The following is a 14,264-nucleotide window of genomic DNA, read 5'->3' on the forward strand; positions in this document are numbered from 1 at the left end:
GGTGGTCCGGCGACATCATCGCGATGGGGCGGTCGTCTAGGATCAGGTCCAGGTCATGCCGCGTCACCGGATGGTCGAGGATCTCATAGGCCGCGCCCTGCGCCATCAGAAGCGGCAGGTCGGGGTTTTCCTCCGCATAGGCCCGGAACGCCCGCGCGAGGTCGTCGAACCCCTCCACCCCGCCCAGTTGCAGTTGCGACAGCTCGTTGCCACCCAGCACCAGATGCAGGTGGCTCTCCACGAAGCCCGGCAGCAGCGTCCGCCCGCCCGCATCCACCACCCGGCACCCCGGTCCCGCAAGCGCCTCCATCTCGGCGCGCGCGCCCACCGCCAGGATGCGCCCGCCCGCAAGGGCCACCGCCTCGGCCCGGGGGCGGCCCTCGTCCATCGTCAGGACTTTCGCATTGGTGATGATCATCTCGGCAAGTGGCATTTTCTGTCTCCAAATATCCCGGGGTCCGGGGCAGCGCCCCGGGGTCAGCCCCGTGCGACCCGCTCGGCCATGACACACAGCATCTCGAACATCAGCGAAATCCCCAGCCAGGCCGTCCCGCCGCTGGTATCGAAGGGCGGCGAGACCTCGACCAGATCCGCGCCCACGATATCCAGCCCGCGCAGGCCCCGCGCCACCTGCAAGGCCTGCCAGCTCGACGGCCCGCCCACCTCGGGCGTCCCGGTCCCCGGCGCGAAGGTCGGGTCGACGAAGTCGATGTCATAGGTCACATAGACCGGGCCGGAGCCCACGATCTCCCGCGCCTCGGCCATCACCTCCTCGGCCCCCCGCGCATGGAACTCGGCGATCGGGATGATGCGGATGCCGTTCGCCTCTGCGAAATCCCAGTCCTCGCGGCCATAGGCGGTGCCCCGGATGCCGATCAGCACATAGCGCTTCGGGTCGATCAGCCCCTCCTCCACCGCGCGGCGGAACGGGGTGCCGTGATTGTAGCGCGAGGTCCCGAAATAGACGTCGTTCAGGTCGGTATGGCTGTCGAACTGGATCATCCCCACCGGGCGCGCCTTCGCCACCGCCCGCAGGATCGGCAGGGAACACAGGTGATCCCCGCCTCCGGTCAAGGGCCGGATCCCCGCCGCAACGACCTTCGCATAGAAGGCCTCCATCCGCGCCATGGACTCCATCAGATCGCCGGGGTTCGGCGCCACATCCCCCAGATCGGCGCAGCGCACCAGGTCGAAGGGCGCAACCCAGGTCGCCCCGTTCACCGCCCGGATCATGGTGGACAGGTCGCGCAGCTGGCGCGGCCCGTGCCGCGGGCCCGGCCGGTTCGTCGTCCCCCCGTCCCAGGGCGCGCCGATCAGCCCGATCTGCACCTCCCTGAACCTCGGATGATCGAAGGCGACATGCGGCAGCCGCATGAAGGTCGGCACCCCGGCAAAGCGCGGCAGGTCGAAGCCGGACACCGGCTGGAAGAACGAATCCGTCATGTCACCCCCTGATTCCCGCTGCATCTGACCATCCGGCCCCGGCCTTGTCAGCCCCGCTTGCGACATGGTTCGCAGGGAAAGACATGGGTCCCTCGGGGAAAGCTGCCGCCCGCCCAAAGCGCCCCTTGACCGGGCAGACGCGATCCTCCCTTATCAGGGCAACCCCTTCCGCAAGGATACCGCGATGTTCTCCAAGACCTCCGACCCCAGCTCCGCCCCGGCCGCGCCCGCAGTGCCCCGCCCCGCCGCGCCCGGCAGCAACACCGCCCGCTCCGTCCTCGGCGCCGACCTGAAGATCACCGGCGAGATCACCTCCTCCGGCTCGGTCGAGGTCCTGGGCGAGATCGAGGGCAACATCACCGCGAATGGCCTCCTCATCGGGCAGGAGGGTCGCGTCAAAGGCTCCGTCACCGCCCATACGGTCGAGGTCAAGGGCAAGTTCGACGGCAAGGTTTCCTGCGAAAGCTTCACCCTTCGCGCCTCGTCCGAGGTCAAGGCCGACGTGAACGCCGCGGCTCTTGTCATCGAAAGCGGCGCCCATATCGAGGGCCGCTTCACCAAGCCCAAGGTCTAGCGCGTCGGCGGGATCGCATAGGTCAGGCTGGCGCGGGCGACCGGCTCGACCCCACCCTCGCTGAATATCATCACATCGCCCACGGCAAGGCTGCGGCCCAGCTTCAGCACCCGTGCCTCGCCCAGCAGATCGCGCCCCGCCGCGGGCTTGCGCATGAAATCCATGGCAGCGCTGGTCGTCACCGCCAGCGCCACCGGCCCGATCCGGCTCAGCACCGCCAGATACATCGCCACATCCGCCAGCAGAAAGATCGTCGGCCCGCTGACCGTGCCGCCGGGCCTCAGGTGCTTCTCCGACACCTTCAGCCGCAGCGTGACGCCCGCCGCGTCCGCCCGCTCCACCGCGAACTCCCCGGCCACCTGCCCGAACTCGGCGGCAAGGAATCCGGTCAACGCATCCTGGTCCATCTTCAGCTGCATCTTCCCCTCATCCGCCGCCGCTTCTAGACTGCCCGCAAGCCTTGGGGGGATGCAATGACCGAACCGCTAATCCGACGCCATGTCCAGGACGGGATCGCCACCCTGACCCTCGCCTCCCCCGGCACGCTGAACGCGCTCTCCTCACCCATGCTGACCGCGCTGGAAGATAGTTTCGCCGCCCTCGCGCAGGACGACAGCATCCGCGTGGTGATCCTCGCCGCCGAGGGCAAGGCCTTCTCCGCCGGGCATGACCTGAAGGAGATGCAGTCCTTCCGCGCCGCCCTCGACGCAGGCCGCGCACAGTTTCAGGCCCTGTTCGACCGCTGCGCCGCCGTGATGCAAGCCATCGCCGCCCTGCCCCAGCCGGTCATCGCGCAAGTGCAGGGCGTGGCCACCGCCGCCGGCTGCCAGCTCGCCTGCTCCTGCGATCTCATCACCGCTTCGGAAACCACCCGCTTCGGCGTCAACGGCATCAACCTAGGCCTCTTCTGCTCAACCCCCGCCGTGGCCCTGAGCCGCCGCCTCGCCCCTGGCGCCGCTTTCGAGCTTCTGACCACGGGCGACTTCCTCCCCGCCCCCCGCGCCCATGTGCTCGGGCTGGTGAACCGCCTCGCCCCGCCCGACCGGCTGGCCGAAGAAACCCTCGCCCTCGCCGCCAGCATCGCCGCCAAGGACCCCGCCGCGATCCGCCTCGGCAAACGCGCCTTCCGCGCCCAGCTTGGCCAGCCCCTGCCCGAGGCCTATGCCACCGCGGGCGCGACCATGGTGGAAAACGCCCTCCTCCCCGCCACCGACGCAGGCATCCAGACCTTCCTCAACCGCCGGTAGTTCCCGGCAGGCCGGGCTTCAGCCCGACTCCGCCACCGCCCGCTCCCGCCCCGCCAACAACACCCCCATCAGCCCCAGCCCCGCCAGCGCCAGCCCAAGGCAGACCGCATAGACCAGCCCCGGCCCACCCAGCGCCAGAAGCCCCGCCCCGACCGAGGGCGCCGCCGCCGAGGCCAGGATCGGCGCCACCGCCGCAGCCCCCGAAATCGCCCCGAACCCCTGCCGCCCCAGCACCTCGGCAATCAGCACCGGCCGCAGGATCGAGGTCAGCCCGATCCCCGCCCCCTGCGCCAGCGCGAAGGCAAAGATCAGCCAGGGCGTAATCCCCGCCAGCCACAGCAGGACCCCCGCCAGCACCGCGCCGCCCAGCGACACCATCACCGCCTGCGCCGTCGTCACCCGCGCGCCCGCCCCCAGCAGGATCAGCCGCCCCGCCACCTGCGACGGCCCGATGCAAGCCGCCGCCAAGGCCGCAAGCCCCGGCGCGGCCCCCCGGTCGGCGAACAGGACCAGCGCATAGGTGATCAGGATGCCGTGGTTCAGATAGACCGCCAGGAACCCGCCAGCGATGATCCAGAAGGCGGGCTTGCGCAGCGCCGCCCGCACCACTCCCGGCGGGGTCGGAGGCAACACCAGCCCCGCCCGCTCGCGCCGCCGCAGCTGCCGCACCGCCACCGCATTCAGCGGCATCGCCAGAGCCACCAGCCCTGCGAAAGCCACCAGCGCCCCCTGCCCGCCGAAAACGCGCCCCAGCCAGTGCCCCAGCGGAAAAGCCACCGTCCCGGCAAATCCCGCCACCAGCGTCACCCGGGTGATCGCCCCCCGCGCCCCCGCACCCAGCCGGCGGGTCAGGAAGGCGAAACAGGTCTCGTACAGGCTCCCCGACTGCGCGACCCCGATCACCGCCCAAAGCGCCAGCCACCCGGCAAGCGAGCCCGCCAGCCCCAGCCCCGCCACGCCCAGCGCCGCAAGCCCCGGCAGCCAGACCAGCATCTCGCCGCCCAATCCCCGGTCCACCAGCCGCCCGGTGAAGGGCGTGAGCCCCGCCATGATCAGGAAGGCCAGCGTCGGCCCCAGCGCCAGCGCGCCCTTGCTCCAGCCGGTCGCCGCCTCAAGCTCCGGCAGCAGCGCCGGGAAGGAATAGTAGCAGCCCGCGTAGATCAGCGTCTGGCCCAGCGCCAGAAGCCAAACCGCCGCGCCGCCCTTCTCTGCAGACCCCGCCTCCGTCACACCTGTCCCATCCCCACCCTATCCGTCCCGGCTACGCCAGCCCGGTTCCGCCCAAAGCCCCTGCCGCTCGCAAACCTCGGCCCGCACGATCGCGCGTCCCCGGTCCCGAAAGCAGCCTCCACGACAAGGCCCCTGACTGCACCGCCCGGTACGCGCCCGCAACCCCACGCGGCCTTGCCGCACGGTTTCACCACCGCTATGCCTTCCCCGTCCGCCCGCAGGAGACCCGATGCCTTTCCCCGCCCTCGACGGCCTCTTCTACCGGATCGTCCCGGAGGCCCGAGCCGCCCAGGCCCTCGCCCCCGCCGTCAGCCCCGAGGGCCGCTTCCACCACGATGCCCAACCCAGCCTCTACGTCTCCCCCCGCCCCGACTGGGCCTGCCACGCGATCGCTCCCTACGTCCGAGACACCGACCCGCCCCGCGTGATCTGCGAATTGCGGCTGGCCGGGGCCAAGGTGCTGGACCTGCGCGATCCCGCCCACTGCGCCGATGCCAGCATCGACCCGACCCTCGCCGCCATCCCCTGGCTCCCCCAGCGCGCCCGGGGCCTGCCCGCCTCGACATGGGACGTCTCCGACCGCGCCCGTGCCTCCGGGGCCTCGGGCATGATCTACACCGCCCGGACCGAGCCCGCCCGCTGGCACCTCGTCCTCTTCCGCTGGCCGGAAGCTATGCTGACAGGCCGGATACTGCCCTACCCTTTACCGGGCTGACTCCCCACCCTCCTCGTTCGCCTTCGGCTTCTCGTCGGTGACACTCGGCGAGGAGGGACGAAGTCCCCGACGAGCGATCCGTCAGAGCCGTGGCCCACGCCTTAAGATTTCCCTAGCGCCCGCAACCAAGATATTGAAAATAAAGGGAGTTATCGAAGCACCACGCGTGGCGCCCCGGCCTCAAACCCCGTAGATCGCCCCGAACTTCGCCTCCAGATAGTCGAGGAGCGGCCCTTCCGACGGCTCGAATCCGCAGGCCCGCCGCACCACATCCCGGGGCTCATACAAGCCCCCATGCCGCTGCAACCGCTCCCGCAGCCACCCCGTCGCCGCGGACACGTCCCCCTCGGCCATCATCCCGTCCAGCCCCGGCAGATCGGCCCGCAGCGCCTTCACCAGACACCCCGCATAGACGTTCCCCAGCGTGTAGGTCGGGAAATAGCCGAAAAGCCCGCAGGACCAGTGCACGTCCTGCAGCATCCCGTTCGAGGGCCGGTCCACCGCCACCCCAAAATCCGCCCGGAACCGCGTGTTCCAGGCTTCCTCCAGATCAGCCACGTCCAGATCGCCCCGGATCAGCGCCCGCTCCAGATCGAAGCGCAGCATGACATGCAGGTTGTAGTGCACCTCGTCGGCCTCGGTGCGGATATAACCCGGATGCACCCGGTTCACCGCCCGGTAGAAGCCCTCCGCATCCGCGATCCCGAACTCTCCGAAGACCTCCCGCATCCGGCCGAACAACCAGCCGGTAAAGGCGCGGCTGCGGCCCAGTTGGTTCTCGTAGGACCGGCTCTGGCTTTCATGCACGCCCATCGACACGCCCTGCCCGATGGGCGTCAGCGCATAGCCTGCGTCGATCCCCTGCTCATAGGCGGCATGGCCGACCTCGTGGATGGTCGAATAGAAGCAGTTGAACGGATCGGTCTCGCTCACCCGCGTGGTGATCCGCACGTCATGACCCGACCCGCTGCTGAACGGATGCACCGCCAGGTCCACCCGGCCCCGTGACCAGTCGTAACCGAAAACCGTCGCCAGTTCGCGGCTCAGCGCCATCTGCGCCTCGGCCCCGAAGGTCCCGACCAGCCCTTTCGGGGCCGCCGCCCCCAGCACCTTCTCCCGCAGGGCCACCAGCCGGGGCCGCATGGCATCGAACATCGCCGCGATCGTCGCCCCGGTCATCCCCGGCTCGTAATCGTCGACCAGCGCATCATAGGGGTCGCCCCCCGCCGCCAGCGCCGCGCCCTCCTGCCGCTTCAGCTCCACCACGCGGCGCAGCGTCGGCAGAAATCCCGCCACGTCCTCCTTCGCCCGATGCTCGGCCCAGACCCCCTGCGCCAGCGACATCGTCGTCGCGATCTCCTCGGCAAGCTTCGCGGGCACTTTCACCGTCCGCTCATAGGACCGCCGGATCAGTCGCAACTGCGCCGCGCCCACCGCATCCGGCGCCTTCGCCTCTGCCAGCCATCCGGCCAGCCGGGGATCGGTCCGCCGGGCATGCAAGACGCCCTCAAGCGCGCCGATCTCCTCGGCCCGCTGCCCGGCCGCGCCCTCGGGCATCACCGTCTCCTGATCCCAGCCCAGCCGCCCGGCCACCTGCGCCAAGGCCTCGGTCTGGCGCTGGAACGCCATCAATTCTTCGAACGCGCTCATGCCGTGCCCTCCCGGATCGAGCCTGCAATGGGATATTGCGACAGATGCCGTGCCCGCAGGATCAGCACCCAGAGGATCACCGCGCCGATCTGGTGGGTGATCGCCACATGGACATGCGCCGCCGTGATCGCGGTGACGATGCCCAGCACCATCTGCGCCAGAAGCATCGCCATCACCGCATGGAACGCCGACCGCGTCGCCTGGTAGCTGGACTTCCGACCCTTAAGCCAGACGACGATGCCGAAGATGAAGAGAAGATATCCCGACATCCGGTGGATGAACTGCACGAGGCCGGGATTTTCAAAGAACGCATGCCAGACCGGCAACGTGCCCCCCTGCCCGTCCGGCACATAGAAGGCATCCGCCGGAAAGAACTCGCCGTTCATCAGCGGCCAGGTCGGGAAGGCGCGGCCTGCGTCAATCCCGGCGACCAGCGCGCCCAGCAGGATCTGCAGGAAGGCAAAATGCATCAGCCCGGTGGACAGGCTGAACAGCTTCGCCTCCCGCCCCCGTCGCGCGGTCATCAACTCGGCCTCGCTTCGCCCCAGCAGGAAGACATACCAGGCGATGAAGCCCAGGATCACGAACGCCAGCCCCAGATGCACCGCAAGGCGATAGGAGGCCACGTCCAGCATCTCTCCGCCCAGGCCCGAGGAGACCATCCACCAGCCGACCGCCCCCTGCGCCCCGCCAAGCACGCCCAGAAGCAGAAGCCGCCCGGCCCAGCCCGGCGGAATCTGGCGGGCCAGCGCAAAGCCCGCGAACCCTACGAACCACACCACCCCGATCAACCGCCCGAGCTGCCGATGACCCCATTCCCACCAGTAGATCGACTTGAAGGCCTCCAGCGTCATTCCCTTGTTCTGCAACTGGTATTCCGGGATCGCCTGATATTTCTCGAACTCAGCCTGCCATGTCGTCTCGTCCATCGGCGGCAGGGCGCCCGTGACGGGCTTCCATTCGGTGATCGACAGGCCCGAATCCGTAAGCCGGGTCAGCCCGCCCACCGCGATCATCGCCGCGACCAGCAGGAACAGGGCGATCAGCCACAGCCGGATGCCGCGCCGCGCCCCCTTCGGCCGCGCGTCGATCCCCCCGCCCGTCGGCGCAACCGGGGCCTTCTGTCCCTCGCCGACCTCTTCAAAAATGCTGCGCTTGCTGGCCATGGCTCGCCCTCTTGTCTCGCGCCGGACACTAGGCCCGCCCTGTCCCGCCTTCAAGGGCCGCCCGCCTGCGACTTCGTCGCGCCTCGCTGACCGGCCCCGCACCGCGCCAAGGCGCCCGGCTTGAGCATCCGCCCCGCTTCCTGTATCCCCGCGCCTTGACCCGTCCCCGAAAGCAAACCCGATGAAGTTCCTCGACCTCGCCAAAGTCTACATCCGCTCCGGCGGCGGCGGGGCCGGCTGCGTCTCGTTCCGGCGCGAGAAGTTCATCGAATTCGGCGGTCCGGACGGCGGGGACGGCGGCCATGGCGGCAGCGTCTACGCCGAAGCGGTCGAAGGGCTGAACACCCTGATCGACTACCGCTACCAGCAGCATTTCTTCGCCAAGTCGGGCCAGCCCGGCATGGGCAGCCAGAAGACCGGCAAGAGCGGCGACGACATCGTGCTCAAGGTTCCCCTCGGCACCGAAATCCTGGACGAGGACGAGGAGACCGTCCTCGCCGACCTCACCGAACCGGGCCAACGCGTCTGCCTCGCCGAGGGCGGCAACGGCGGCTGGGGCAACCTGCGCTTCAAATCCTCGACCAACCGCGCCCCCGCCCGCGCCAACCCGGGGCAGGACGGTATCGAACGCACCATCTGGCTGCGGCTGAAGCTGATCGCCGACGCCGGGCTTGTCGGTCTGCCCAATGCCGGGAAGTCGACCTTCCTCGCCGCCGTCTCGAACGCGCGGCCGAAGATTGCCGACTACCCCTTCACCACCCTTGTCCCGAACCTCGGCGTCGTCGGCATCGACGGGCATGAGTTCGTCATGGCCGACATCCCCGGCCTGATCGAGGGCGCGAGCGAGGGCCGTGGCCTCGGGATGCAGTTCCTCGCCCATGTCGAACGCTGCAAGGTGCTCTTGCATCTGGTCGACGGCACGTCTCCGACGATCACGAAGGATTTCAAGACCATCGTGGCCGAACTTGAAGCATATTCCGAAGTTCTGGGCGACAAGCCGCGCATCGTCGCGCTGAACAAGACCGACGCGATGGACGCACGCCAGATCAGCGACCGCCGCCGCGCGCTGGAGAAGGCCTCCGGCGGCCCGGTCCATGTCATCTCGGGCGTCTCCCGCAAGGGCCTGCCCGAGGTGCTGCGCGCCCTCTACGCCACCATCACGGCGGAGGCCCCCGCCGAGGAGTCCGGCCCGTGGCAACCTTGAACATGGGCCTGGCCGAAACCCGGCACGCCCCCGACATCCGCACGGCAAAACGGCTGGTGGTGAAGATCGGCTCCGCCCTTCTGGTCGACCGCAAGGCCGGGCTGAAACAGGGCTGGCTCTCAGCCCTCGCCCTCGACGTGGCCGAGGCGAAGACCCGCGGCACCGATGTCGTCCTCGTCTCCTCGGGCTCCATCGCGCTTGGCCGCAAGGTGCTGGACCTGCCCGCGGGCGTCCTGACCCTGGAACAGTCGCAAGCCGCCGCCGCCGTGGGCCAGATCCGCCTCGCCCGTGCCTATGAGGAGGTGCTGGCTCCCCACGGCATCACCACCGCACAGATTCTCGTCACGCTGGAAGATACCGAGGACCGCCGCCGCTACCTGAACTCCCGCGCGACGATGGAAACCCTCCTCGGCCTTGGTGTCGTCCCGATCGTGAACGAGAACGACACCGTCGCCACCGACGAAATCCGCTTCGGCGACAACGACCGCCTCGCCGCGCAGATCGCGGTGACGGCGGGCGCGGACCAGCTGATCCTTCTTTCCGACGTCGACGGCTTCTACACCGCGAACCCGAAGGAAGACCCCACCGCCACCCGCTTCGACGTGGTGGACACGATCACGCCCGAGATCGAGGCAATGGCAGGCGATCCCGTAAGCGGGCTCTCCAAGGGCGGGATGAAGACCAAGCTCCTCGCCGCCAAGACCGCCGTCGCGGGCGGCTGCGCGATGGCGATCATGGAGGGCTCGACTCTCCGCCCCCTGAAGGCGCTGGCCGAGGGCGCGGCCCGCACCTGGTTCGTCCCCTCCGCCGACCCGCATCTGGCCCGCAAGCGCTGGATCAACGCGATGAAGCCGAAGGGCGAGCTGGTGCTGGACGCCGGGGCCGTCACTGCGCTCCGCGCCGGGAAAAGCCTGCTTCCGGCGGGCGTGACCAAGGTGACGGGCAGCTTCGGCCGGGGCGAGCCGGTGGCGATCCTTTCGCCCGAAGGCGCGGTTCTCGGCAAGGGGCTGGTGCGCTATACTTCGGTCGAGGCCCGCAAGATCGCAGGGCACCGCTCGAACGAGATCGAGGCGATCCTCGGCTACCAGGGCCGCGCGGCGCTGGTGCATCGGGACGACATGGTGGTTTAAAGGGGTCAAATTCCTTCCAAGGAATTTGCAAAAGTTTTCGAAAACTTTTGCGCCCAGACGAAACGGAGCAAGACAATGGACGGCCAGTTCACCGACCTGATGACCGAGATCGGCCGCAAGGCCCGCGCGGCCGCGGCAGAGCTGGCCTGCGCCTCCTCGGAACGCAAGGCCGCCGCCCTGATCTCCGCCGCCGATGCCATCTGGCGCCGGCGGCAGGAAATCCTCGATGCCAACACGCTCGACCTCGACGCCGGCGCGCAGAAAGGCCTGACCCCGGCGCTCCTCGACCGCCTGCGTCTCGACGACAACCGCCTGCGCGGGATCGTCGATGCCCTGCGCCAGATCGCCGAGCAGAAGGACCCCGTGGGCCGCATCCTGGCGGAATGGGACCGTCCGAACGGCCTCCACATCCAGCGCGTCGCCACGCCCCTGGGCGTCGTCGGGGTGATCTACGAATCCCGCCCCAACGTCACCGCCGATGCAGGCGCGCTCTGCCTGAAATCGGGCAATGCCGTCATCCTGCGCGGCGGCAGCGAAAGCTTCGAGACCTCGGAAGCCATCCATTCCTGCATGGTCGAGGGCCTCAAATCCACCAATCTCCCCGAAGCCGCGATCCAGTTCATCCCCACCCGCGACCGCGAGATGGTCACGGCGATGCTGCAGGCCATCGACTATATCGACGTCATCGTCCCCCGCGGCGGCAAAGGCCTCGTCGGTCTTGTCCAGCGTGAGGCGCGGGTGCCGGTCTTCGCCCATCTGGAAGGCATCTGCCACCTCTACGCCGACCGCGACGCCGACCTGGACAAGGCCCGCCGCGTGGTCCTGAACGCCAAGACCCGCCGCACCGGCGTCTGCGGCGCGGCGGAATGTCTGCTGATCGACTGGCAGTTCTACACCAAGCATGGCCCTGTGCTGATCGAGGATCTGCTGAAGGCGGGCGTCGAGGTCCGCACCGAGGGCGAGCTTCTGAAGATCCCCGGCACGAAGAAAGCGCAACCCGATGATTTCGGACGCGAATTCCTGGACATGATCATCGCCGCGAAACTGGTGGACGGCGTGGACGAGGCCATCGCCCATGTCCGCAAATACGGCAGCCAGCACACGGAATCGATCCTTACCCAAAACGACGCCACCGCGCAGCGTTTCTTCGACCGGCTCGACAGCGCGATCCTGATGCGCAACGCCTCCACCCAGTTCGCCGATGGCGGCGAATTCGGCATGGGCGCGGAAATCGGCATTGCCACCGGCAAGATGCACGCGCGGGGCCCCGTGGGGGCCGAACAGCTGTGCAGCTTCAAATATCTGGTGACGGGCGACGGGACGATCCGGCCCTGAGCCCGCCCAGCGTGTCGTCGACCATGCGCGCAATCTCCTCGGGCGCAGGCAGGCGGTCGGTCATCAGCAGGTAGAAGGGCCAGGACATCGCGAAGTCCTTGGCGCGGGCAAGGTCGGTCTCCTGCGGCAGTTCGCCCCGCTCCATCGCCGCCTGCAGGATGTCGTTCAGCATCGTCCAGCGCTCGCGCCGCTCGGCCTGCAGCGCCGCTGCCAGGGCCGGATCGGACCAGGCCTCGGCATAGCAGTGCCGCACCAGGACACCCACCGGCAGGCCCGAGTCGCCGCGCCACAGCCCCACCACCCGCGTCATGTAGTCGATCAGATCTTCCCGCAGCGAGGCTCCCTGCGGGGCGGTCAGCTCCAGCTTCGCCTGCGAGATCAGCGACAGCGCGATATGCGCCTTGCCCGGCCACCAGCGATAGACCGTCGCCTTGCCTGCCCGGGCGCGCTTCGCCACCGCCTCCATGGTGATCGCGGCATAGCCGACCTCGGCCAGCAGCGCCGCGAAGGCCTCCAGCACGGCGACCTCCGTCGCCTCGGACCGGCGCGCGCCGACCGAGGTGCGGGATTCTGGCGAAGCGGTAGTAGGTGTCATTTTCCCCCTTGTGAAACGAAACGTTTCGTTTCATATAACAGAACACTCCGTTCCATTAGAGACTCAGATGCCCAAGAATCAAGCCCCCGCCCGCGCTCCTTCACGCTTTCGTTTCGCCTTCCTGGTTTTCCTGGGGGTCTATCCCCTAGTCACGGTGCTGCAGGCGATCATCCTGCCCCTGACCGACGGCTGGCCGATGCCGCTGCGCAACCTCGTCTTCGTGCCGGTGATGGTGACATGCATGGTCTGGGGGCTGATCCCCTTCATCCAGACCCGGCTGCGCCACCTTTTCTAGAAGGTCAGCCGGATCGTCGTCTCGCCGATCTCGGTGATCAGCCGCCGCCCCTGCCGCGCCAGCTCGTCCGGCACCAGCGCGAAATGCACCTGGTTCGCCCCGATCTCGGCAGGCGCGCGCGGCTCGGTCAGCACCTCCCACAATGCGGGGTCCACCTTCAGCCGCGGCGCCTCGGCCAGCACCTGCCAGCCCGTCTCGCCCCGCGTCACGCTGACCCTGCCGCCATAGGCCAGCGCGCTTTCCAGGCATTGCAGCAGCAGGAACACCAGCCGCACCTCGCGCCGCGACAGGTCGGCCGGGCTGGTCCAGCCATAGCCGACCCGCCCCCCGCGCGAGAGGTCCCCCAGGATCGACGCCACCTCCGACCGCGCGATGCGCTGGTCGCCCGACGCCTGCCCGAAGCAGATGCGGAAGAAGCGGATCCGCGCATTCGCATTCGCCACGCTTTCCGAAATCAGCGCCATCTCGGGCCGCGGCCCGCCCTGCTCCATCGCCAGAAGCTCCACGCCGTTGCCTATCGCCCCGATCGGGCTGATAAGGTCATGGCAGATGCGCGAGGCGATCAGGGCGGCGAGGTCGGGCTTGTCTTGCATCATGGGACCAGGGCAAAGGACGGAACATGGCGGCACTTCTGGAACCGGGCATGCTGGTGCGCCACCCGGAGCAGGCTGACTGGGGCCTCGGTCAGGTACAGTCGAACATCGACAACAAGGTGACGGTGAATTTCGAACATGCCGGGAAGGTCGTGATCGACAGCAAGCGCATCTTCCTTTTGCCGGTCGCGGGAACTGATCACGCATAGTGCGAATCCGCAGTCGAAACTCAACCGGGAATTGCCGAAGCCGTGATGAAACGGCAAACGGTTGCAATGCGGCCAGCGCATGGCTAAGTCAGACCTGCCGTTAGCCCAGACCGGAGCGCCCAGATCAGAGCCGATGTCTGCTGAAACTGCCCCCTATACCGTGCGGCTGGCGACCACGCCCGAGGACCTGACCGCCGCGCAGCGCCTGCGCTACCAGGTCTTCGTCCGCGAGCTTGGCGGCGACGGCCCGATGGTCGACCATGCGCTCGGCCTGGAACGCGACGCCTTCGACCCGTTCTTCGACCACCTCCTTCTCGTCGACCGCAGCATCGACCCCGCGACCTGCGCCCATGTCATCGGCGCCTACCGCGTGCTGCCGTCCGACCGCCGCGCCAGCGTCGGGCGCTTCTATTCCGAGACCGAGTTCGACCTGACCCCCCTCCTCGCCTCGGGGCGCCGCCTGCTGGAGCTTGGCCGCTCCTGCGTCGAGGCCAACCACCGCGGCGGCACCGCGATGTTCCACCTCTGGAACGGTCTGGCGGAATACGTGCTCGACCGCGGGATCGAGATCCTGTTCGGCGCCGCCTCCTTCCACGGCGCCGATCCCGCCCCCCTCGCCCAGCCGCTCAGCTTTCTCTACCATCACCACCTTGCGCCGCCCGCGATGCGTGTCCGCGCCCTGCCCCCCCACCGGCAGGAGATGGACCTGATCCCCGCCGACAGCATCGACCGCCGCGCCGCCATGGCGGCCACGCCCGCGCTGATCAAGGCCTACCTGCGGCTCGGGGGCTTCGTCGGCGACGGCGCCTGGATCGACAGCGATTTCAACACCACCGATGTCTGCCTGGTGATGGACACCGGCCAGATGTCCGCCCGCC

17 protein-coding genes are annotated in these 14,264 nt (G+C 68.7%); 9 read left to right on the top strand and 8 right to left on the bottom strand.

Annotated features, from left to right (window positions below; translation table 11 throughout):
• Both V7Q39_RS13270 and speB read right to left on the bottom strand, forming a co-directional pair.
• Positions 1–433: amidohydrolase family protein (locus V7Q39_RS13270; RefSeq protein WP_333817070.1), on the bottom strand; the 433-nt coding region annotated here is incomplete at its 3' end.
• A gap of 44 nt (positions 434–477) precedes the next feature.
• Positions 478–1,443: an agmatinase gene (gene speB, locus V7Q39_RS13275; RefSeq protein WP_333817071.1), complete on the bottom strand. Its 966-nt coding sequence runs from the start codon at positions 1,441–1,443 to the stop codon at positions 478–480.
• 184 nt (positions 1,444–1,627) lie between these two features.
• Here speB and V7Q39_RS13280 point away from each other — a divergent pair, with 184 nt between their 5' ends.
• Entirely contained in the window at positions 1,628–2,017 is a 390-nt protein-coding gene (locus V7Q39_RS13280; protein WP_333817072.1) for a bactofilin family protein, read from the top strand.
• Here V7Q39_RS13280 and V7Q39_RS13285 read toward each other — a convergent pair.
• Complete coding sequence (locus tag V7Q39_RS13285; protein WP_333817073.1) at positions 2,014–2,436, bottom strand: PaaI family thioesterase; 423 nt, start codon at positions 2,434–2,436, stop codon at positions 2,014–2,016. The two genes, V7Q39_RS13280 and V7Q39_RS13285, sit on opposite strands and share 4 nt — an antisense overlap.
• Positions 2,437–2,490: 54 nt before the next feature.
• Here V7Q39_RS13285 and V7Q39_RS13290 point away from each other — a divergent pair, with 54 nt between their 5' ends.
• Entirely contained in the window at positions 2,491–3,264 is a 774-nt protein-coding gene (locus tag V7Q39_RS13290) for an enoyl-CoA hydratase (protein WP_333817074.1), read from the top strand.
• A gap of 18 nt (positions 3,265–3,282) precedes the next feature.
• Here V7Q39_RS13290 and V7Q39_RS13295 read toward each other — a convergent pair whose 3' ends face one another.
• Positions 3,283–4,494 (bottom strand): MFS transporter, encoded by a 1,212-nt coding sequence (locus V7Q39_RS13295; protein WP_333817075.1) that lies wholly within the window; start codon positions 4,492–4,494, stop codon positions 3,283–3,285.
• A gap of 229 nt (positions 4,495–4,723) precedes the next feature.
• Between V7Q39_RS13295 and V7Q39_RS13300 the strand changes: the two genes are divergently transcribed.
• A complete protein-coding gene (locus V7Q39_RS13300; protein WP_333817076.1) occupies positions 4,724–5,209 on the top strand; it encodes an RES family NAD+ phosphorylase in 486 nt (161 codons plus the stop codon).
• A gap of 180 nt (positions 5,210–5,389) precedes the next feature.
• Here V7Q39_RS13300 and V7Q39_RS13305 read toward each other — a convergent pair whose 3' ends face one another.
• Together V7Q39_RS13305 and ctaA are read right to left on the bottom strand one after the other, a co-directional pair.
• Entirely contained in the window at positions 5,390–6,859 is a 1,470-nt protein-coding gene (locus V7Q39_RS13305; protein WP_333817077.1) for a carboxypeptidase M32, read from the bottom strand.
• Positions 6,856–8,025 carry a heme A synthase gene (gene ctaA, locus V7Q39_RS13310; RefSeq protein WP_333817078.1) on the bottom strand — a complete coding sequence of 390 codons (1,170 nt, stop codon included), beginning with the start codon at positions 8,023–8,025 and terminating at the stop codon, positions 6,856–6,858. The genes V7Q39_RS13305 and ctaA overlap by 4 nt, the downstream gene beginning before the upstream one ends.
• A gap of 181 nt (positions 8,026–8,206) precedes the next feature.
• Between ctaA and obgE the strand changes: the two genes are divergently transcribed.
• The 3 genes from obgE (at position 8,207) to V7Q39_RS13325 (ending at position 11,694) form a co-directional block, all read left to right on the top strand.
• Entirely contained in the window at positions 8,207–9,229 is a 1,023-nt protein-coding gene (gene obgE / locus V7Q39_RS13315) for a GTPase ObgE (protein WP_333817079.1), read from the top strand.
• A 2-nt stretch (positions 9,230–9,231) separates the two neighbouring features.
• Positions 9,232–10,359 (top strand): glutamate 5-kinase, encoded by a 1,128-nt coding sequence (gene proB / locus V7Q39_RS13320; protein ID WP_333817086.1) that lies wholly within the window; start codon positions 9,232–9,234, stop codon positions 10,357–10,359.
• A 75-nt stretch (positions 10,360–10,434) separates the two neighbouring features.
• Positions 10,435–11,694, top strand: coding sequence for a glutamate-5-semialdehyde dehydrogenase (locus V7Q39_RS13325; protein WP_333817080.1), 1,260 nt, complete (start codon positions 10,435–10,437; stop codon positions 11,692–11,694).
• Here the strand turns inward: V7Q39_RS13325 and V7Q39_RS13330 are convergent.
• Positions 11,654–12,289 (bottom strand): TetR/AcrR family transcriptional regulator, encoded by a 636-nt coding sequence (locus V7Q39_RS13330; protein ID WP_333817081.1) that lies wholly within the window; start codon positions 12,287–12,289, stop codon positions 11,654–11,656. The genes V7Q39_RS13325 and V7Q39_RS13330 overlap by 41 nt on opposite strands.
• 67 nt (positions 12,290–12,356) lie before the next feature.
• Here V7Q39_RS13330 and V7Q39_RS13335 point away from each other — a divergent pair, with 67 nt between their 5' ends.
• Entirely contained in the window at positions 12,357–12,584 is a 228-nt protein-coding gene (locus V7Q39_RS13335) for a hypothetical protein (RefSeq protein ID WP_333817082.1), read from the top strand.
• Here V7Q39_RS13335 and V7Q39_RS13340 read toward each other — a convergent pair.
• Positions 12,581–13,177, bottom strand: coding sequence for a histidine phosphotransferase family protein (locus V7Q39_RS13340; RefSeq protein WP_333817083.1), 597 nt, complete (start codon positions 13,175–13,177; stop codon positions 12,581–12,583). The two genes, V7Q39_RS13335 and V7Q39_RS13340, sit on opposite strands and share 4 nt — an antisense overlap.
• A gap of 26 nt (positions 13,178–13,203) precedes the next feature.
• On the opposite strand from V7Q39_RS13340, the gene V7Q39_RS13345 reads away from it, so the two are divergent.
• Together V7Q39_RS13345 and V7Q39_RS13350 are read left to right on the top strand one after the other, a co-directional pair.
• On the top strand, positions 13,204–13,386 hold the full coding sequence (locus tag V7Q39_RS13345) for a DUF3553 domain-containing protein (protein WP_333817084.1): 183 nt from the start codon (positions 13,204–13,206) through the stop codon (positions 13,384–13,386).
• Between the two features lie 133 nt (positions 13,387–13,519).
• Positions 13,520–14,264: GNAT family N-acetyltransferase (locus V7Q39_RS13350; protein ID WP_333817085.1), on the top strand; the 745-nt coding region annotated here is incomplete at its 3' end.

Source organism: Tabrizicola sp., assembly GCF_036781545.1.
In the GTDB taxonomy this organism is placed as follows: Bacteria; Pseudomonadota; Alphaproteobacteria; order Rhodobacterales; family Rhodobacteraceae; genus Tabrizicola.